Source organism: Pseudomonas resinovorans NBRC 106553 (assembly GCF_000412695.1).
GTDB lineage: Bacteria > Pseudomonadota > Gammaproteobacteria > Pseudomonadales > Pseudomonadaceae > Metapseudomonas > Metapseudomonas resinovorans_A.
On the sequence record NC_021499.1, the window covers coordinates 1,180,297 to 1,200,099 of the forward strand.

Below are 19,803 nucleotides of genomic sequence, written 5' to 3' on the forward strand. Positions count from 1 at the left end.
GGCTCTGGGCAGGTTTGGCGATTATTGCCACAAAGTTGGCGATACCGCCAATCGCCTTCCTGCGCTTCCGGGTCAATACTTCCAGGCATACCGACCTTGCCGGAGCCGTCCCATGGCACACCCCAACGCCGAACTCATCACCCACTTCTACCAGGCCTTCCAGCGCCTGGACGCCGAGGCCATGGCCGCCTGCTACAGCCCCGACGTGCACTTCAGCGACCCGGTCTTCACCGACCTCAACGGGCGGGAGGCCGGGGACATGTGGCGCATGCTCGCCAATCGTGCGCAGCAGTTCAGCCTGACCTTCGACGGCGTCGAGGCCGATGACCTCACCGGCCGCGCCAACTGGGTCGCCACCTACCTGTTCACCCAGACCGGGCGCCGCGTGGAGAACCGCATCCAGGCGCGCTTCCTCTTCTCGGACGGCAAGATCATCGAGCACCACGACAGCTTCGACCTCTGGCGCTGGTCCCGTCAGGCCCTGGGGGCCAAGGGGCTGCTGCTGGGCTGGTTGCCGCCGGTGCAGGGCGCCATTCGCAAGCAGGCCGCCCGGGGCCTGGCCGCCTACCGCAGCGGGTCGCTGAAGAACTTGTCTTGAAGCGCTTCCCCAATGCTTAATGCGGCGGCCCTCCAGTAGGACCCCGCAATGCCCGAACTCGCCGAATCCGCCCCCGTCGCCAAGCCCTGGTTCGTCTACCTGGTGCGCGCCGAGAACGGCGCCCTCTACTGCGGCATCAGCGACGACCCGCAGCGTCGCTTCGCCCAGCACCAGAGTGGCAAGGGCGCGCGGTTCTTCCATTCCAGTCCGGCCCAGGCACTGGTGTTCGTCGAGGCCTGCGCCGACAAGGGCGAGGCCCTGCGTCGGGAGATCGCCATCAAGCGCATGAAGAAGGCGGCAAAAGAGGCGCTGATACTGGGCTGGGAGCGCGCCGAAACCATAGGCCTCACCGAAGTGCCGGGCTAAGCTGCGGCACTCTTCCAACCGCAGCGGAGACCTGCCATGTCCGAACTCATCCTGCACCAGTACGAGCAATCCCCCTTCGCCAAGAAGGCGCGGCTGATGCTCGGCTTCAAACAGCTGTCGTGGCGCTCGGTGGACATCCCCCGGATTATGCCCAAGCCCGACCTGATGGCGCTGACCGGCGGCTACCGCAAGACCCCGGTGCTGCAGGTGGGCGCCGACATCTACTGCGATACCGCGCTGATCGCCCGCCGCCTGGAAGCGGAAAAATCCGGCCCGGCGCTGTTCCCGGAAGGCCAGGAGTTCAATGTCGCCAGTTTCGCCCTGTGGGTGGACTCGGTGATCTTCCAGCACGCGGTGACCCTGGTGTTCCAGCCCGAATCCATCGCCGTGCGCATGGGCCAGCTGCCGCCCGCGGTGCAGCAGGCCTTCCTCGCCGACCGCGCCAAGCTGTTCTCCGGCGGCAGCACCACCCGCTTGCCGGCGGAGCACGCCCGCAGCAACTGGCCGGTGCTGATGGGGCGCCTGCAACAGCAACTGGAACGCAGCGAAGGCGACTTCCTCTTCGGCGAACCCTCGGTGGCCGACTTCTCCCTGGCCCACTGCCTGTGGTTCCTCAAGGGCACCCCGGTCACCGCCCCGCTGGTGGACGACTATCCGGACGTGGCGGCCTGGTTCGGTCGGGTACTGGGCTTCGGCGAGGGCGCCAGCAGCCCGTTGTCCGCCGCCGAGGCTGTGGATATCGCCCGCAACGCCACGCCGGCTGCGCTGCCGGTGGAAGACTTCGTCGACCCCAATGGCTTCAAGCCGGGGCAGACGGTGGCGGTGGCGGCCACCGACTACGGCGTCGACCCGGTGGAGGGCGGGCTGGTGTTCGCTGGCCGTGAGGAGATCATCCTGCGTCGCGAGGACGAGCGCGCGGGCCTGGTGCACGTGCACTTCCCGCGCCTGGGGTTCCGTATCGAGGGGCGTTGATCGGAGGCTTGTGATTCATTCGCGAATTGGACCCACGGGCCGCTAGCGGCCCTTCGCGAATGAATTCGCTCCTACAGGGAGCAGGCTGTGCCCCCTTGGGGGGCATCGCTCGGTATCGGATCAGTCCTTGCGCCGTTTCAGCTGATCCTTCAGCTGGGTGGGCAGCTGGCGGATGATCAGCATGTCGCGGCCTTCGTCGTATTCGACCTTCGAGCCCAGCAGGTGGGCCTCGAAGCTGATCGACAGGCCTTCGGCGCGGCCGGTGAAGCGCTGGAACTGGCTGAGGGTGCGCTTGTCCGGCGGAATCTCCGGGGACAGGCCGTAGTCCTTGTTGCGGATGTGCTCGTAGAAGGCGCGCGGACGGTCTTCGTCGATCAGGCCGGAGAGCTCGTCGAGGGTGATCGGCTCGCCCATCTTGGCCTGGGTGTTGGCGTAGTCCACCAGGGTCTTGGTCTTCTCCCGCGCCTGCTCCTCGGCCAGGTCCTCGCTTTCCACGAAGTCGCTGAAGGCCTTGAGCAGGGTACGGGTCTCGCTCGGCGGGTCGACGCCTTCCTGGCAGCCGATGAAGTCGCGGAAGTAGTCCGAGACCTTCTTGCCGTTCTTGCCCTTGATGAAGGAGATGTACTGCTTGGACTGCTGGTTGTTCTTCCACTCCGACAGGTTGATCCGCGCCGCCAGGTGCAGTTGGCCCAGGTCCAGGTGACGGGCCGGCGCCACGTCCAGCGAGTCGGTCACGGCGACGCCTTCGCTGTGGTGCAGCAGGGCGATGGCCAGGTAGTCGGTCATGCCCTGCTGGTAATGGGCGAAGAGCACGTGGCCGCCGGTGGAGAGGTTGGACTCCTCCATCAGCTTCTGCAGGTGCTCGACGGCCTGGCGGCTGAAGGCGGTGAAGTCGCGGACGCCGTCCTGGTACTCCTTCAGCCAGCCGCTGAAGGGGTAGGCGCCGGACTCGTCGTGGAAGAAGCCCCAGGCCTTGCCCTGCTTGGCGTTGTAGCTCTCGTTGAGGTCGGCCAGGAGGTTCTCCATGGCGTGGGACTCGGCCAGTTCGCTATCCCGGGCATGCAGTACGGCGGCGCTGCCGTCGGGCTTCTTGTCGATGAAGTGAACGATGCAGTGGCGGATGGGCATGGATCTTCGCTCTCAGGGGCACATCCGGCGCGAGGGGCGCCGGCGGGAAAAGAGCGCAAGTCTAACCGACCTGATCGAGGCCTGCCTGCCGTCTCTGCAGTGCATGGAGCCGTTCGATCACATAGCGCAGGTGCACGTGCAGGTCGTACAGCTCGTTGGAGTAGGACAGCGGCACCTCCACCTTGGCCAGGCGTCGTTCCAGCGTCTCCAGCTCCTCGATCTGGGCGACCAACTGGGCCGTTGGGGTGCTGGCATCCAGCTTGCGGTCGACTTCGCGCAGGTACTTGTACCAGCGGTAGATGCGCGCGCGGATGCGCCAGCGGTAGATGGGGCCGATGGCCTTGGACAGCGGGATCATGATCACCAGCAGCGGGATCAGCAGGATGATGTAGCGGTCGGCCAGGGAGGCGATGCGGAAGGGCAGGTAGCGCTGCAGGATCGGCAGGCCCTTTTCGTAGTAGTAGTTGGCTTCGCTGAGGGTGTTGAGCGTCTGCGGCTTGGCGCTGGGGAAGGTGCCGGGCGGGTCGAGTAGGGTGCCGTCCTGCATCACCTCACGGACCGCTTCGAGGATCAGCGGGGTCAGCGAGGGGTGGAATTCGTCGTTGGCCACCAGGGTGGCCACCGGCGCCAAGGTGCGGATATCCCGCGACGGGCTGTTGCTGGATAGGTTGAGCAGGCCCTCGCCTACTTCCAGCTTGGTCAGGAACGGCAGCCGCGCGCGGTAGGCGGCGCTGCGGCGCAGGCTCACCAGGTCCAGCTCGGGGCTGGCCGCCAGGCGCTGGACCACGGCGCTCTCGGCGGGCCCGAGGAAGAAGCCGGCGTCCAGCTCGGCGGCGAGCAGGGCGTTGGCCGCGCGGCTGCCGCTGATCGGCTGCCACTGCACCGGGAATCGCTCGGGGCTGATCTGGTTGGCCGCCAGCAACGCCTCGCTGACCGAACGGGTGCCGCTGTTCGGCGCGCCGATGGCCACCCGCAACTGCAGCAGGTCGGCCATGCTGTCGATGTCCATCTCCTTGCGTTTGAACAGCCAGAGCGGCTCCTGGTACATCACCCCCAGGCCATGCAGGCGTTCGCGCTGATGGGTACTGAGGGTGAGCTCCTGGCCGCTCTGCACCAGGGCGATCTCCACCTCGTCCTTCTGCAGTTTGGCCAGGTTGTCCAGGGAACCGGTACTGGGCACCAGTTCCAGCGCGAAGCCCTGTTTGGCGAGCACGTCCTTGAGCTTCACGCCGAACGCGTGATAACCGCCCGTGGGGCTGCCCGTGGCCAGCCGCGCGTGCATGGGCGGCGGCGGCGCGACGAAGTAGAAGAGAGCGCCCACCAGGGCGGCCAGCACCGGAACCAGCCAGAGGTTGGCCAGGAGCATGATCTTGATGTCGCGGAAGATGCGTTGCATGTCATTCCCTGTGTGCAGCGTATGGGGCAAGGATAGCGGCTCTGTTGTTGCCAGGCCGCGAAGGAAATGACAGGGTTGCCGGCATTTCCGTTCCGCAGCAGTGATCCCCGATGCGCATCCTCCACACCTCCGACTGGCACCTGGGCCAGCATTTCATGGGCAAGACCCGCCAGGCCGAACATCAGGCCTTCTGTCGCTGGCTGATCGAGCAGGTACGCGAGCGCCAGGTGGATGCGGTGCTGATCGCCGGGGATGTGTTCGACACCGGCGCACCGCCCAGTTACGCCCGTGAGCAGTACAACCAGTTCATCGTCGAGCTGCTGGATACCGGCGCCAGCCTGGTGGTGCTCGCCGGCAACCATGATTCGGTGGCCATGCTCGGCGAGAGCCGCGCCCTGCTGGCGCAATTGGGCACCCGCGTGGTGCCGGCGGTGGGCACCGACCTCGACCAGCAACTGCTGGTGCTCAAGCGGCGCAACGGCGAACCCGGCGCCATCCTCTGCGCGATCCCGTTCATCCGCCCGCGCGATGTGCTGCAAAGCCAGGCCGGGCAGAGCGCGGCGGACAAGCAGCTTTCGTTGCAGCAGGCGATCCAGGATCACTACCAGCAGCTCTTCGCCCTGGCCGAGCAGCGCCGCAACGAGCTGGGCGGCGGCCTGCCGATCATCGCCAGCGGCCACCTGACCACGGTGGGCGCCAGCGCCAGCGAGTCGGTGCGGGAAATCTACGTCGGCGCCCTCGAGGCCTTCCCAACCAGCGCGTTCCCGGCGGCGGACTACATCGCCCTGGGACATATCCACAGGCCGCAGAAAGTGGGCGGCCTCGAGCACATCCGCTATTGCGGCTCGCCCATCGCGCTGGCCTTCGATGAGGCGAAGCAGCAGAAACAAGTGCTGCTGGTGGAGCTCGACAGCATTGGCCTGCACCAGGTGGAAGCCCTGCCGGTGCCCTGTTTCCAGCCCCTGCATTCAGTGCGCGGCAGCCTCGACGAGTTGCCGGCGCAGCTGGCCGAGGTGACGCGGGAGGGGACGCCGGAACGTCCGGTGTGGCTGGAGGTGCTGGTGAGCACCGACGACTACCTCAGCGACCTGCAGGCGCGCCTCGCCGCGCTCTGCGAGGGCCTGCCGGTGGAAGTGCTGCGCATTCGCCGCGAACGCGGCAACGCCCAGCCCGGCCTTGCGCGCGCGGCACGGGAAACCCTGGATGAGCTGAACCCGGAAGAGGTGTTCGACAAACGCCTGGAAAGCGAGGTGCTGGAGGACGGCCTGCACCGCGAGCTGCTGGGGCTGCACCGCCAGGTGCTGGCCGACCTGCGGGAGGACCAGGCATGAAGATCCTCAGCCTGCGCCTGAAGAACCTCAACTCGCTGAAGGGCGAGTGGATGATCGATTTCCGTGGCGAACCCTTCGCCGGCAACGGCCTGTTCGCCATCACCGGCCCCACCGGCGCCGGCAAGACCACGCTGCTGGATGCCATCTGCCTGGCGCTCTACCACCGCACGCCGCGCATGGGCACGGTGTCGGCGAGCATCAACGAACTCATGACCCGGCATACCGCCGACTGCCTGGCGGAAGTCGAGTTCGAGGTGAAGGGCGAGGGCTATCGAGCGTTCTGGAGCCAGCGCCGTGCCCGTGACAAGGCCGATGGTGGCCTGCAGCCGCCGAAGGTGGAGCTGGCACGGGTACGGGATGGCGAGATCCTCACCGACAAGATCAACGACAAGCTCCGGCTCACCGAGAGCCTGACCGGCCTCGATTTCGAGCGCTTCACCAAATCCATGCTGCTGGCCCAGGGTGGTTTCGCCGCCTTCCTCGAGGCCAACGCCAACCAGCGCGCCGAGCTGCTGGAGGAGCTGACCGGCACGGAAATCTACGGGCGCATCTCCCAGCGGGTATTCGAGCGCACCCGCGAGGTGAAGGCCGCGCTGGACCAGTCGCGGGCTCGCGCCGAGGGCGTCGAGCTGCTCAGCGACGAAGCCCGCACCGCGCTGCAGGCGGAAGCCACGGACCTCGCCGGCCAGGCGCTGGCGTTGCAAGCCCGCGAAGCCGACCTGCAACGCCAGCGACAGTGGCGCGACGAGCTGGACAAGGCCCTGGCCCGCCAGCAAGCCGCCGAGGGCCAGGGGCAGGCGGCCCGCGTCGCCCTGGAAGGCGCCGCGCCGCAACTGGCCCGCCTGGCCGCCAGTGCGCCGGCCAGCCAGTTGTTGCCGTTGCACCTCGACTGGCAGCGCGCCCGGCAGCGGCTGGACCAGGGCGAAGACGAGCTGCGCCTGACCCGCCAGCAATTGCAGGCCCTGGCCGAACGCATCCTCGACCAGCTCTGGCAGGGTGCCCAGCTCGGCGAGCAATGGGTGCAGGCGCGGCAGAGTGCCCTGGACGGCCTCCAGAACGAGCGGCAAGCCCTGCACAAACGCCTGGCCGAACAACCCCAGCGGGCTCGCCTGGGCGAGCACCTGGGGGCCTGGAGGGCCGAATTCGGCGCCCTGGCCCGGCGCGAGGTCGAGCAGGCCGAGTTGCGGCGCGCCCAGGCCGAACTGCAGCGCCAGGGTGCCGAGCTGGAAGCTCGCGTGGAGCAGGCCCGCAGCGCCCAGGCGCGCGCCAGGGTCGAGCAGGGACAGGCCGGGCAGGCCGAGGCCGAGGCGCAGGCACGGCTCGATACGCTGCTCGGCGGCCAGGACGATGCCGCGCTGCGCGCGCAATGGCAGCAGCTGCTGGAACGTGGCGGCCAGCTGGAACGCCTGGAGCAGCTTTCCCAGCAACGCCGGCAACTGGCCGAGCGGCAGGCCCGTGCCCGTGAGCAATTGCAACCGCTGCAGGAGGAGCAGCAAGCCCTCAGCGAGCAGCGCGACGGCCTGCGCCGGCGCTTCGCCGAACTCAAGCAACAGATCGCCGACAAGGAGAAACTCCTCGAGCAGGAGCAGCGCATCCAGCAGCTGGAGGCCCATCGCGCCGCTTTGCAGCCGGGCGAAGCCTGCCCCTTGTGCGGCTCCCATGAACACCCGGCCATCGCCGCCTACCAGGCGCTCAACCTCTCAGCGACCCAGCAGGGGCTGAACGAGCACAAGGCCGCCCAGGACCAGGTGCGGCAACAGGGCGAAACCCTGAGCAACCGCCTTGCCGCCCTCGACGCGCAGGTCGCCCAGCTCAATGAAACCCTGCGCGGTGGCGAAGCCGAACAGAGCGAGTACCTGGAGCGCTGGCGCCAGCTGTGCCAGGGGCTGGAGCTGCAACTGCCGGACCTCGCCGCCTTGCAGAACGAAGTGCAGGGCCACGCCGAGCGCCTGCGGGCGTTGCAGGAGCGCCTGGCCCGGCTGGACCAGCTCAAGTCCGCCCTGGCCACGGCCCGCGACCTGCGCCAGCAACGGGACAAGGCCCTGCAGGACAGCAGCAGCCAGCTCGCCCTGCTGGAGAAGGACAGCGCCGGCCTGCGCCAGCAGGAACAGGGCAACGGCCAGCGCCTGGAGCAGCTGGATGGCCAGCAGCACGAAGCCCGCGAGGGCCTGGCCGCGAGCCTGGCGCCGCTGGGCTACAGCCTGCCGGTGGCGGGCGATGCCTGGCTCGCCGAGCGCGAAGCCGACTGGCAGCAATGGCAGCACGACCAACTGGTCAGCCAGCAGTTGGAAGGCCAGTTGCGCGACCAGCAGCACGCGCTGGCCACGGCCCAGGACCAGGCCCGCCTGTGGCAGGGCCGCTGGCAGGCCTCGGGTCAGGCCGGCCAAGCGCCGCTGGCGCCGGTGGAGGATCCCCAGGTCGCGCTCGCGGCGCTGGAGATCGATCTGGATGCCGCGCAGCAGCGCCTCAACCAGCTCAAGGGCGGCGAGCGCAGCCAGGAACAAGGGGCCCAGGAGGCCCGCCTCCAGCTGCAGCTCGCCCTGGACGCCTGGCGCCAGGGCCTGGCCTCAAGCCCCTTCGCGGATGAGGCCGCCTTCCGCGCGGCCCTGCTGGAGGAAGGTGAGCGCCTCGCCCTGGAGGCGTTGCAGCAGCGCCTGCAGCGCGAGCTGGGCGATGCCGGGGCCCTGTTGGCGGATGCAAGGGGCCAGGTCGAGCGCCTGCAGGCCGCGCCCCAGAGCGAACTGGATCGCGAGCGGTTGGAGGCCGAATGGCAGGCGCTGGGCGAGCGCACGCGCGAGCTGAGTCTGCGCCAGGGCGAAATCCGCGCCCAGCTCAGCGGCGACGAACAGCGCCGGCAGAGCCAGCAGGCGCTGTTCGCCGAGATCGCTCGGCAGGAGGCCGAGTACGACCTCTGGCAACGCTTCAACGGGCTGGTGGGCTCGGCCGATGGCGCCAAGTACCGCAAGTTCGCCCAGGGCCTGACCCTGGATCACCTGGTGCACCTGGCCAACCTGCAGCTGCAACGGCTGCATGGCCGTTACCAGCTGGCCCGGCGCCAGGGCGGTGAACTGGAGCTGGAAGTGATGGATACCTGGCAGGGCGATGTGGTCCGCGATTGCAAGACACTGTCCGGCGGCGAGAGCTTCCTGGTCAGCCTGGCACTGGCATTGGCGCTGTCCGACCTGGTCAGCCACAAGACCAGCATCGATTCGCTGTTCCTCGACGAAGGTTTCGGCACCCTGGATGGCGAGACACTGGAAGTGGCCCTCGACGCCCTGGATGCGCTGAACGCCAGCGGCAAGATGATCGGCGTGATCAGCCATGTGGAAGCGCTGAAGGAGCGCATCCCGGTGCAGCTCAAGGTCCACAAGGGCGTGGGCATGGGCTACAGCCGGCTGGATGGGTGCTTCGCGGTGGGTAGCATCACCTTGTAGGGGCGAATTCATTCGCCAAGGGTGGCATGGCCACCCCTCTCCGATGCGTGTGGGGCAGGCCTGCGGCCTGCATGGCGAATGAATTCGCCCCTACGGTCGTCCCCGGGCCCGGTTTACCAGCGCGCCCTGCGCCAGGCCTCGCGCTGGGCCGCGTCGAGGAAGGTCCAGGCCACGAAGCGGCTCTGCTTCTGGCCCTGGGCCATGTCCACCACCTGTACCTCCACGGCATCGCTGCGGCGCAGGCGGGCTTCCACGCCGGCCAGGTTGGCGCCCTTGGAGACCAGGCTGCTGAACCAGAGCACCTGCTCCTTGAACTGCAGGCTCTCGTCCACCATCCGCTGCAGGAACCCGGCTTCGCCGCCAACGCACCAGAGCTCCGCGCCCTGGCCGCCGAAGTTCAGCACCGGCAGCTTGCGTTTGGGGTCGAGCTTGCCGAGGTTCTTCCACTTGCGCTGGCTGCCACGGGTGGCTTCTTCCAGAGAGGCGTGGAAGGGCGGGTTGCACAGGGTCAGGTCGAAGCGTTCGCCCGGGGCGATCAGGCCCTTGAAGATATGGCGCGGCTCGGCTTGCTGGCGCAGTTCGATGGCCTCGCCCAATTGGTTGGACTGGACGATGGCGCGTGCCGAACCCAGGGCGGTGCCGTCGATGTCGGTGCCGGTGAAGTGCCAGCCGTACTCGCTATGGCCGATGAGCGGGTAGATGCAGTTGGCGCCCACGCCTATGTCCAGCGCCTGGATGCCCTTGCCGCGCGGGATCTGCCCGTCGTTCGCCACGGCCAGCAGGTCGGCCAGGCCGTGCAGGTAGTCGGCGCGGCCGGGAATGGGCGGGCACAGGTAGCCGGCGGGGATATCCCAGTGGCGGATGCCGTAGAACTGCCGCAGCAGGGCACGGTTGAACACCTTGACCGCCTCCGGGTCGGCGAAGTCGATGCTCTCCTTGCCGTAGGGATTGATGATGACGAAGCGCGCCAGCTCCGGGCTGCCCTGGATCAGCTGGGGAAAGTCGTAGCGGCCCTGGTGGCGGTTGCGCGGGTGCAACTGCCCCTTGGCGGCGGGCGGCTTGGCGGTGGCGGGGCGGGGGCGCTTGGGCGGTTGCGGCATGGTGGCGGGCATCGGCAGGTGAAGGCGCGGCATTTTCCCACAGGCCGGGCCGGGAGTGGGGATTCGGGTGGCATGGCGCGTTCGCTGATAGGGCGTATCAGCGCAGGCGCCTGCCCATGGGCGGGCAGGGTGCTAAGACTGCGTCGGTCCACGAATCAGCCAAGGACACACGCCATGATCGCCATTGCCAAGGGCATCGCCCTATCCGCCCTGCTGTTCGCCTGCGCCTTGCAGGCGCAGGCCGCCGACCCGCCGGCAAGGTCTTTGAACGTACTGCTGAACACCAGTTTTTCCGGACCGGTGGCCTTCTTCCTGTTGGCCGAGGAGCGCGGTTACTTCCGGGACGCGGGCGTGAATCCGCGGTTCAGCCCGGGCGAGGGGGCCTCAAGGGTGGTGCCGCTGGTGCGCGATGGCGAGTACGACGCCGGTTATGGCGACATGAGCAGCCTGATCGAGCGCATCGCCCGCTCGGCGCCGGGCCAGGGGCCCGTTGCCGTGTACACGACCTTCAACAGCGTGCCGTTCACCATCGTGGTGCCGTCTGCCGGGCCGATCCTGCGGCCACGAGACCTGGCCGGCCTGCGCATCTGGGGACACCCTGGCGATTCCGCCATGCTCACCTTCGACCTGTTCGCCCGGGCCACGGGGCTGGATGCCGGCAGCGTCACCCTGCTCGAGGACTCCACCGAGATGGGGGCCCAGGTGAAGGCCATGGTCGAGGGGCGGGGCCCGCAAGCCATGTTCGGTTTCGTCAACACCCTCATCGCCACCTCGGCCCACCATGGCGTGCGGCCCGAGCAACTGCGCTTCCTCACCTACGCCGAGCACCTGCCGGACATGTACGGCAATACGCTGTTCGTCACCCGTGAGCTGTACGACGGCGACAAGGCTGCCGTGCGTGCCCTGGTGCTGGGCGCGAACCGTGGCCTGGCCGCTACCCTGGCCGACCCGGAAGTGGCCATGGATGCGCTGCTCAAGCGCGCGCCAGACGCCTCGCGGGAAATCGACAGGCAACGCCTGATGGGCACTCTGGCCACTGAGATGGCGCACCCCGAAGGCGCCCGCCTGGGCATCGGCGCGGTGGACGAAGCACGGCTGCGGCGGCTGATCGCCCTCCTGGTCGAGGTCAAGGGGTTACCCCGTACTCCCACGGTGGAGGAGGTCTTCGATGCTGGCTTCCTGCCCAATGAGAAGGAGCGCATCAAGTCCCTGGCCCGGACAGGGCTTTAGCCTCGGGCTGGGCTCACGCCGCCCCGGTCAGGTTCGTTACCGTGATGAGGTAGTCGAACAGCAGGCAGTAGACCGCGATCGGCAGCGGCAGGCCGAGCAGGGTGCCGAGGAGGTAGTGGCGAAAGCGCACGCCGCTGAGGCTGAGGGCGTAGTTGAGCGGCGGCACCGTCTGGAACAGCACCCGCAGCAGGGTGATGACGGCCACCGGGCGGCGGTCGAGGTGGGCCAGGATGCGTTGCGCGATCTTGAAGTCCGGTTCGCGCAGGGCGTCGCCGCCGATCATGCGGACCAGGGCGAAGGTGGTGCAGCAGGAGAACGTCCCCGCGAGGTAGGTGGCCAGGCCGCCCCAGCCGCGACCGAGGGCGATCACGGCGGCGGCGAGGAAGATCCAGCCGGGGATGTGGATAAGGTTGCCCAGGGCGAACAGCAGGGCGAAGACGATCAGGCCCTTGACCTTGTTCTCCATCAGGATGTCGGTGAGGTAGCGCAGGTTCAGGTTTTCCCGCAGGCCGCTGAGTTCCACGGCCAGCAGCAATATGACGAGGAACAGGGCTGCGAGCAGCAGGCGACGGTATTTGTACATGTAGGGACTCGGGTGTCGGTGTCTACTGTGGAATTCAAAGCGGGAAAACCAGCGGCACTATCAGCACGCTGACCACCATCACCAACAGGGTGAGGGGCACGCCCACCTTGACGAAGTCGAAGAAGCTGTACTGGCCGGGACCTACCACCAGGGTGTTCACCGGCGAGGAAATCGGTGTCATGAAGGCAGCCGAGGCCGCCAGCGCGACGATCATCGCGAAGGGGTAGGGCGAGGCGCCCAGTTCCTGGGCCGTGGCGATGGCCACCGGGGCCATGAGCACGGCGGTGGCGGTGTTGGAGATGAACAGGCCGATCAGCGCGGTGACGATGAACAGGGTGGCGAGGATGGCGTAGGGCCCAGCCTCGCCCAGCACCGCCACCAGCCCCTTCACCGCGATGTCGATGCCGCCGGTCTGCTGCAGCGCCTGGGCGAAGGGCAGCATGCCGACGATGAGGATCAGCGTCGGCCAGTGGATGGCGCGGTAGGCGCTGTCCAGGTCGATGCAACGGAAGGCGCCCATCAGCAGGCAGCCGATCAACGCGGCCATCACGTTGGGTACCCAGCCCGTGACCATCAGCAGGATCATCACCGCCAGGCTGAGCAGGGCGTAGGGGGCCTTGCGTGCGGTGGGGGCTACTTCGTCCACCTCGGCGGGCAGGCTGAGCACGAGGAAGTCGCGGCTCTGGCCTTGTAGCTGGTGGATGCATTTCCATTCGCCGGCCACCAGCAGGGTGTCGGACGCCTTGAGCTTCTCGTCCACCAGCACCCCTTCCAATGCCTTGCCATGACGGCGCACACCGACCACGTTGAGGTTGTACCGGCTGCGGAAACCCAGTTCCTGGATAGTCTTACCCGGGAGTTTCGACTCCGGTGGCAGGGCCACTTCGGCCAGTCCCAGTTGGCGGGCGTGCAGGCTGTAGTAGGAGGAGGCCAGGGGCAGGGGTTCCAGGCCCAGTTCCTGGTAGGCGCCGAGCAGGGCGATGGCCGGGCTGGCGAGGTCCACCAGCAACACGTCGCCGGGTTCCAGCATTGTGTGGCCGGTGGCCATTAGCAGCAGGTTGCGAAAACGCTGGTGGCGCTCCACGGCGATCACGTTGATGCCGTACTGGCTGCGCAGCTCCAGTTCGTTGAGCGCCTGGCGCGCCAGGGGCGAGTCGGCGCGCACCTTCAGGCGTCGTTCCCGCTCGTGAAGGCGGTAGGCGGTGGCCAGGTCGGACAGGGTCAGGCGTGGCGCGCTGCCCTCGGCGTCCTTCTTGGGGCGGGCCAGCCAGTGCCGGGTCAGCAGCATGTAGACCACGCCCAGGGCCAGCACCACCAGGCCCACGGGGGTCAGGCTGAAGAAGCCGAAGCCCTCCAGGCCGGCGCGGCGCAGTTCGCTGTGCACCACCAGGTTGGGCGCGGTGGCCACCAGGGTCAGCATGCCGCTGATCAGCCCGGCGAAGGCCAGGGGCATCATCAGGCGCGCGGGGGAGATCTTCAGTTTTGCCGCGACCCCCAGGGCAACGGGGATGAAGATCGCCACCACGCCGGTGGAACTCATCACCGAGCCGAGGCCGGCGGCGGACACCATCAGCAGTACCAGCAGGCGGGTCTCGCTGCTGCCGGCCGTGGCCACCAGCCAGTCCCCCAGGCGATAGGCGATGCCGGTGCGCACCAGGCCGTCGCCGATGACGAAGAGGGCGGCGATCAGCACCACGCTGGGGTCGCTGAACCCGGCCAGGGTGTCGCGGATCTCGAGCACGCCGGTCAGCGGCAGGGCGACTATCACCAGCAGCGCGACCACATCCATGCGCGGCTTGTTGAGGATGAACAGGGTGACCGCGGCCAGAAGCAGGGCCAACACCCAGAGCAATTCGTGATTCAAGCGTTACTCCCGAAGGTTCCTCTATGGGGAGCAGCAGTCTTTCAGGGGTAACCCAAGACAGCCTTGATCTGATGCAGGTTAGCGGCGATCCAGCGTTTGTCGATGGCGCCCCAGTCGCGGATGACATAGTGGCCGGCGTTGTTGCGCTCCCCCTCGGTCTGCTCGAAGTGGCAGTCGATATCCAGGTCGGCCAGGGCCAGGAGGGTGTCCTGGGCGGTGCGCCGCGGCATGCCGGTGGCCTCCATCAGCGCCGGGACGCTGGCGGCGGTGCCGCTATCGATCAGCCAGGCGACGTAGAGGCGGCGGTAGAAGCTGGTCTTGGTCTTGCTGGTTTCCATGGGAGGTCCTTGCTGTGCTTGGCGCATAACGAACAAGGCCCGCCGAGTGGCGGGCCTTGTGGGCATTACAGGCTGGCGATGCGCCCGCGCTGTTCGGTCAGGTTGGCCAGGGCCTGTTCGGCCTCGGCCAGCTTGGCCCGTTCTTTCTCGATCACATCGGCCGGGGCCTTGGCGACGAAGCCTTCGTTGCCGAGCTTGCCGCCGACGCGCTTCACTTCGCCGTCCAGACGCTGGATTTCCTTGTCCAGGCGGGCCAGTTCGGCGTCCTTGTCGATCAGGCCGGCCATGGGCACCAGCACCTGCATGTCGCCGACCAGGGCGGTGGCGGACATCGGTGCTTCTTCGCCAGCGGCCAGGACGCGGATGGTTTCCAGCTTGGCCAGCTTCTTCAGCAGCGGTTCGTTGTCGGCCAGGCGACGACGGTCTTCGTCGTTGGCGTTGGCGAGGATGATGTCGATGCGCTTGGCCATGGAGATGTTCATCTCGCCACGGATCTGCCGCACGCCGAGCATCAGCGCCTTGACCCACTCGATGTCGCCTTCGGCGGCGGCGTCAATGCGCTCCGCGACCGGCATCGGCCAGGGTTGCAGCATCAGGGTGTCGCCGCTCTTGCCGGCCTGGCCCTTGATGCGCTGCCAGATCTCTTCGGTGATGAAGGGCATGAAGGGGTGCGCCAGGCGCAGGGCCACTTCCAGCACGCGGATCAGGGTACGGCGGGTGCCGCGCTGGCGCTCGATGGGAGCGTTCTCGTCCCAGAGTACCGGCTTGACCAGCTCCAGGTACCAGGCGCAGTACTGGTCCCAGATGAACTCGTAGAGGGTCTGGGCGGCCAGGTCGAAGCGGAAGCCATCGAGGTGGCGGGCGACTTCGCCTTCGGTGCGCTGCAGGGCGGAGATGATCCAGCGGTCCACGGAGGACAGTTCGACAGGCTCGTCGTTGATGCCGGTGTCCTGGCCATCGGTGTTCTCGATGACGAAGTTGGCGGCGTTCCACAGCTTGTTGCAGAAGTTGCGGTAACCCTCGACGCGGCCCATGTCGAACTTCACGTCGCGGCCGGTGGAGGCCAGCGAGAGGAAGGTGAAGCGCAGGGCGTCGGTGCCGTAGCTGTTGATGCCCTCGGGGAATTCAGCCTTGGTCTGCTTGGCGATCTTCTCGGCGAGCTTGGGTTGCATCATGCCGCTGGTGCGTTTTTCCAGCAGGGTGTCGAGGTCGATGCCGTCGACGATGTCCAGCGGGTCCAGGACGTTGCCCTTGGACTTGGACATCTTGTGGCCCTGGGAGTCGCGCACCAGGCCGTGGACGTAGACGGTCTTGAACGGAACCTGGGCGCTGCCGTCTTCGTTCTTCACCAGGTGCATGGTCAGCATGATCATGCGGGCCACCCAGAAGAAGATGATGTCGAAGCCGGTAACCAGCACATCGGTGGGGTGGAAGGTCTTGAGGAAGTCCGTCTGCTCGGGCCAGCCGAGGGTGGAGAAGGTCCACAGGCCGGAGCTGAACCAGGTGTCCAGCACGTCTTCGTCCTGGCGCAGCGGCTGGTCACCCAGGTTGTGCTTGGCGCGCACTTCGGCTTCGTCGCGGCCGACATAGACGTTGCCGGCGTCGTCGTACCAGGCCGGGATGCGGTGGCCCCACCAGAGCTGGCGGCTGATGCACCAGTCCTGGATGTCGCGCATCCAGGAGAAGTACATGTTCTCGTACTGCTTGGGCACGAACTGGATGCGGCCGTCTTCCACTGCGGCGATGGCCGGCTCGGCCAGGGGCTTGGTGGAGACGTACCACTGGTCGGTCAGCCAGGGCTCGATGACGGTTCCGGAGCGGTCGCCCTTGGGCACTTTCAGTGCGTGGTCTTCGATCTTCTCCAGCAGGCCGAGCTGTTCGAAGGCGGCGACGATCTGCTTGCGCGCCTCGAAGCGGTCCAGGCCGGCGAACTGCGCGGGCAGGCTGGCGTCCAGCTGGTCGTTGACGCTGCCGTCGAGGTTGAACACCTGGGCGCTGGCGAGCACGGCGGCGTTCTTGTCGAAGATGTTGAGCAGCGGCAGGTTGTGGCGCTTGCCGACTTCATAGTCGTTGAAGTCGTGGGCCGGGGTGATCTTCACGCAGCCGGTGCCGAACTCGGGGTCGCAGTAGTCGTCGGCGATGATCGGGATGCGGCGGCCCACCAGGGGCAGCTCGACGAAGGTGCCGATCAGGGCCTTGTAGCGCTCGTCTTCCGGGTGCACGGCCACGGCGGCGTCGCCGAGCATGGTTTCCGGACGGGTGGTGGCGACTATCAGGTAGTCCTTGCCGTCGGCGGTCTTGTGACCGTCGGCCAGCGGATAACGCAGGTTCCACAGGCTGCCTTTCTCGTCGTGGTTTTCCACTTCGAGGTCGGAGATGGCGGTGTGGAACTTGGTATCCCAGTTGACCAGGCGCTTGCCGCGGTAGATCAGGCCGTCTTCATGCAGGCGCACGAAGGCTTCCTTGACCGCTTCGGAAAGGCCGTCGTCCATGGTGAAACGCTCGCGCGTCCAGTCCACGGAGGAGCCGAGGCGGCGGATCTGGCGGGTGATGGTGCCGCCGGACTGTTCCTTCCATTCCCAGACCTTGTCGAGGAACTTCTCGCGGCCGAGGTCGTGGCGGCTGACGCCCTGGGCGGCCAGCTGGCGCTCCACCACCATCTGGGTGGCGATGCCGGCGTGGTCGGTGCCCGGCTGCCACAGGGTGTTGCGACCCTGCATGCGGCGGTAGCGGATCAGGGCGTCCATGATCGCGTTGTTGAAACCATGACCCATGTGCAGGCTGCCGGTCACGTTCGGCGGCGGGATCATGATGGTGTAGGACTCGCCGGAACCTTGCGGGGCGAAATAGTTATTCGACTCCCAGGTCTGGTACCAGGAAGTCTCGATGGCGTGGGGCTGGTAGGTCTTGTCCATGGTTCGGCGGGGACCCTAGAGGCAACTGAACGGGAAAACCGGAGAGTATAACGGTAACCGGCCGGGGAAAGAATTGGCGTGCGTTGTCGGCGGCGCCCGGTTGGTTCCGGGCGCGGTGCATTACTGCCGGCGGGGCGGCAGCAGGCGGGTGAGGCGGGCGTCGAGGCGGCGCTTGAGCTCGGCTTCGATCTGCGGCACGAAGTCGTCGATCACGTCTTGCAGGATCAGCTGGGCGGCGGCGCGCAGTTCGTTGTCCAGGCGCAGCAGTTCGGGGTTGCCGGCGGGCGTCATGCGCTGGCGAATGGCGTCGGCCATGGGCTGGTTGGATTGCGGCGCCGGAGCTGGCGCTGGAATCGGCTCGGCGGCGACTGTCGGCGTGGGCGCGGCAGGGCTCGCCGGCAACGGCAGCTCGGCCTGGGGTGGCTGCTGCGTCACGGGGGCGGTCGGTGCCGTCGGCGCGGGCGCGACTATGTCGGACAGCAGCGGGATGCTGTCGGGGTCCAGGCTGTCGGTGAGCAGCGGCGGTTCTACGTCGCCGAGGTCATCGCCGAGCAGGGCCCGGATGGATTCGAGGTCGTCCAGCAGGTGCGCCGGCTTGGGGGGAGGCTTTGGGGTATCCATGGGGCAGTACGGCTAGAGTTCGACTCGTTTCGGATCATAGCCCCGCTGCCGGTAGGTGCGGAAATTCTCCCGGCAGGCGGCAAGTAGATCGGGTTCCTGGTTGACGATCTCGATGACGCGGCTGAAACGCTCGACATGGGGCGAGATGTTCGACGCGAGATTGATCAGCAGGCCTTGCTGGACGTCGGGCTCTTCGTCCAGGGCCAGCACCACCGGGGCGTTGGCATCGTCCTCGATCAGGCTGTGGGGAATGAAGCTTTCGGCGCGGAAGGTCCATAGCAGCTGGTCCAGCGCTTCGCGCTGGGCGGCGTCGGTGCAGCGCAGCAGGACCGGCAGCCCATGCCGCCAGCCCTTGGCGGCCAACTGGCAGGCCGCGCGCAGGCGGTCCGCCGGGTTGGCCGAGGACAGCACGTAGAACTCTATCCTCACTTGACGCGATCCAGCAGGTACTGGGTGAGCAGGGGCACCGGACGGCCGGTGGCGCCTTTATCCTTGCCGCCACTGATCCAGGCGGTACCGGCGATGTCGAGGTGCGCCCAGTGGAATTTCTTGGCGAAGCGCGACAGGAAGCAGCCCGCGGTGATGGTGCCGGCCTTGGGGCCGCCGATATTGGCGATGTCGGCGAAGGGGCTGTCCAGCTGCTCCTGGTATTCGTCGAACAGCGGCAGCTGCCAGGCGCGGTCATCGGCGTATTCGCCGGCCTTGAGGATCTGCTTGACCAGGGTGTCGTTGTTGCCCATCAGGCCAGAGGTGTTGCTGCCCAGGGCGACGATGCAGGCGCCGGTGAGGGTGGCGATATCGATCACCGCCTGGGGCTTGAAGCGTTCGGCGTAGGTGAGGGTGTCGCACAGTACCAGGCGGCCTTCGGCGTCGGTGTTGAGGATCTCCACCGTCTGCCCGCTCATGGTGGTGACGATGTCGCCGGGGCGGGTGGCGCGGCCGCTGGGCATGTTCTCGGCGCAGGCCAGCAGGCCGACGACGTTGATCGGCAGCTGCATCTCCAGCAGGGCGCGGAAGGTCCCGAGCACGCTGGCGGCGCCGCACATGTCGTACTTCATTTCATCCATGCCGGCCGCCGGCTTGATGCTGATGCCGCCGGTGTCGAAGGTGATGCCCTTGCCCACCAGGGCGAAGGGTTTGTCGTCCTTCTTGCCGCCCTGGTAGTTGAGCACGATCATCCGCGGCGGCTGCTCGCTGCCCTGGGCCACGGCGAGGAAGGCGCCAGCGCCCAGTTCCTTGAGTTTCTTCTCGTCCAGTACCTCGACCTTGAGGTTCTTGTGCTCCTTCGCCATGGCCTTGGCCTCTTCGGCGATGAAGCTCGGGTGGCAGAGGTTCGGCGGCAGGTTGCCCAGATCGCGGGTGAAGGCCATGCCGTTGGCGATGGCCTGGGCGTGCAGGCTGCCGCGCTCCACGTCGGCCTGGGCGGCCTTGTCCACCAGCAGGGTGATCTTCTTCAGAGCCTTGGGGTCGGCCTTCTGGCTCTTGAAACGGTCGAAGACGTAGCCGCCGTCGGCCAGGGTTTCCACCATCAGGCGGGCCTTGCCATAGGCATCGCGGCCCTTAACGACCAGTTCGTCCAGGGCCAGGGTGGCGTCGCTGCCGCCGAGGCCTTTGAGGGCGCCGTTCACGGCGGCGATCATTTTGCGGAACTGGCGGTCAGATAGTTCGCGCTCCTTGCCTGCACCGACCAGAAGCACGCGTTCGGCCTTGAGGTTGGGGAGGCTGTGCAGGAGCAGGGTCTGGCCCGCCTTGCCGGCCAGGTCGCCACGCTTGAGCAGGGTGGTGATGGCACCGCCGGCAGCGGCGTCCACGGCCTTGGCGGCTTCGCCGAGCTTGCGTCCTTCGCCGATGGCGACGACCAGGGTGGCGGTTTTCAGGGTTTCCGGACGGGCGCTTTTGACGAGGAATTCCATGATGTGTCCCCAAG

The 19,803-nt window shown here is 67.3% G+C and carries 16 protein-coding genes; 6 read left to right on the forward strand and 10 right to left on the reverse strand.

The features are described from left to right. Positions 1–112 precede the first annotated feature (112 nt). Genes PCA10_RS05480 through PCA10_RS05490 form a run of 3 tightly spaced genes read left to right on the forward strand, consistent with a single transcriptional unit; the run spans position 113 to position 1,936 of the window. On the forward strand, positions 113–598 hold the full coding sequence (locus PCA10_RS05480; protein WP_016491038.1) for a nuclear transport factor 2 family protein: 486 nt from the start codon (positions 113–115) through the stop codon (positions 596–598). Positions 599–646: 48 nt separating this feature from the next. Further along, the gene (locus PCA10_RS05485) at positions 647–964 is read left to right on the forward strand and encodes a GIY-YIG nuclease family protein (protein ID WP_016491039.1); all 318 of its coding nucleotides are present in this window, start codon (positions 647–649) and stop codon (positions 962–964) included. A gap of 36 nt (positions 965–1,000) precedes the next feature. Continuing rightward, a complete protein-coding gene (locus PCA10_RS05490) occupies positions 1,001–1,936 on the forward strand; it encodes a glutathione S-transferase family protein (RefSeq protein WP_016491040.1) in 936 nt (311 codons plus the stop codon). Positions 1,937–2,056: 120 nt separating this feature from the next. Here PCA10_RS05490 and yejK read toward each other — a convergent pair whose 3' ends face one another. Next, a complete protein-coding gene (gene yejK, locus PCA10_RS05495; protein ID WP_016491041.1) occupies positions 2,057–3,064 on the reverse strand; it encodes a nucleoid-associated protein YejK in 1,008 nt (335 codons plus the stop codon). A 61-nt stretch (positions 3,065–3,125) separates the two neighbouring features. Then, a complete protein-coding gene (locus tag PCA10_RS05500; protein WP_016491042.1) occupies positions 3,126–4,460 on the reverse strand; it encodes a TAXI family TRAP transporter solute-binding subunit in 1,335 nt (444 codons plus the stop codon). Positions 4,461–4,570: 110 nt separating this feature from the next. Between PCA10_RS05500 and sbcD the strand changes: the two genes are divergently transcribed. Then, the gene (gene sbcD, locus PCA10_RS05505) at positions 4,571–5,791 is read left to right on the forward strand and encodes an exonuclease subunit SbcD (RefSeq protein WP_016491043.1); all 1,221 of its coding nucleotides are present in this window, start codon (positions 4,571–4,573) and stop codon (positions 5,789–5,791) included. Continuing rightward, positions 5,788–9,225 carry an AAA family ATPase gene (locus PCA10_RS05510; protein ID WP_016491044.1) on the forward strand — a complete coding sequence of 1,146 codons (3,438 nt, stop codon included), beginning with the start codon at positions 5,788–5,790 and terminating at the stop codon, positions 9,223–9,225. The genes sbcD and PCA10_RS05510 overlap by 4 nt, the downstream gene beginning before the upstream one ends. Positions 9,226–9,338: 113 nt before the next feature. Here PCA10_RS05510 and rlmF read toward each other — a convergent pair whose 3' ends face one another. Beyond that, positions 9,339–10,325: a 23S rRNA (adenine(1618)-N(6))-methyltransferase RlmF gene (rlmF, locus tag PCA10_RS05515; RefSeq protein ID WP_041770535.1), complete on the reverse strand. Its 987-nt coding sequence runs from the start codon at positions 10,323–10,325 to the stop codon at positions 9,339–9,341. A 174-nt stretch (positions 10,326–10,499) separates the two neighbouring features. Here rlmF and PCA10_RS05520 point away from each other — a divergent pair, with 174 nt between their 5' ends. Then, positions 10,500–11,555 (forward strand): ABC transporter substrate-binding protein, encoded by a 1,056-nt coding sequence (locus tag PCA10_RS05520; RefSeq protein WP_016491046.1) that lies wholly within the window; start codon positions 10,500–10,502, stop codon positions 11,553–11,555. Between the two features lie 13 nt (positions 11,556–11,568). Here PCA10_RS05520 and PCA10_RS05525 read toward each other — a convergent pair whose 3' ends face one another. From PCA10_RS05525 to PCA10_RS05555, 7 genes are all read right to left on the reverse strand, one after another. Next, positions 11,569–12,138, reverse strand: a complete 570-nt coding sequence (locus PCA10_RS05525; protein WP_016491047.1) for a VTT domain-containing protein — start codon at positions 12,136–12,138, stop codon at positions 11,569–11,571. A gap of 34 nt (positions 12,139–12,172) precedes the next feature. Continuing rightward, positions 12,173–14,002, reverse strand: a complete 1,830-nt coding sequence (locus PCA10_RS05530) for an SLC13 family permease (RefSeq protein ID WP_016491048.1) — start codon at positions 14,000–14,002, stop codon at positions 12,173–12,175. A 41-nt stretch (positions 14,003–14,043) separates the two neighbouring features. Next, positions 14,044–14,340 carry a winged helix-turn-helix domain-containing protein gene (locus PCA10_RS05535; RefSeq protein ID WP_016491049.1) on the reverse strand — a complete coding sequence of 99 codons (297 nt, stop codon included), beginning with the start codon at positions 14,338–14,340 and terminating at the stop codon, positions 14,044–14,046. Positions 14,341–14,405: 65 nt separating this feature from the next. Continuing rightward, on the reverse strand, positions 14,406–17,255 hold the full coding sequence (locus PCA10_RS05540) for a valine--tRNA ligase (RefSeq protein ID WP_016491050.1): 2,850 nt from the start codon (positions 17,253–17,255) through the stop codon (positions 14,406–14,408). A 120-nt stretch (positions 17,256–17,375) separates the two neighbouring features. Next, positions 17,376–17,876 carry a hypothetical protein gene (locus tag PCA10_RS05545; protein ID WP_016491051.1) on the reverse strand — a complete coding sequence of 167 codons (501 nt, stop codon included), beginning with the start codon at positions 17,874–17,876 and terminating at the stop codon, positions 17,376–17,378. A gap of 12 nt (positions 17,877–17,888) precedes the next feature. Continuing rightward, complete coding sequence (locus PCA10_RS05550) at positions 17,889–18,305, reverse strand: DNA polymerase III subunit chi (protein WP_016491052.1); 417 nt, start codon at positions 18,303–18,305, stop codon at positions 17,889–17,891. Beyond that, complete coding sequence (locus PCA10_RS05555) at positions 18,302–19,789, reverse strand: leucyl aminopeptidase (protein ID WP_016491053.1); 1,488 nt, start codon at positions 19,787–19,789, stop codon at positions 18,302–18,304. The genes PCA10_RS05550 and PCA10_RS05555 overlap by 4 nt, the downstream gene beginning before the upstream one ends. Positions 19,790–19,803: the final 14 nt, after the last annotated feature.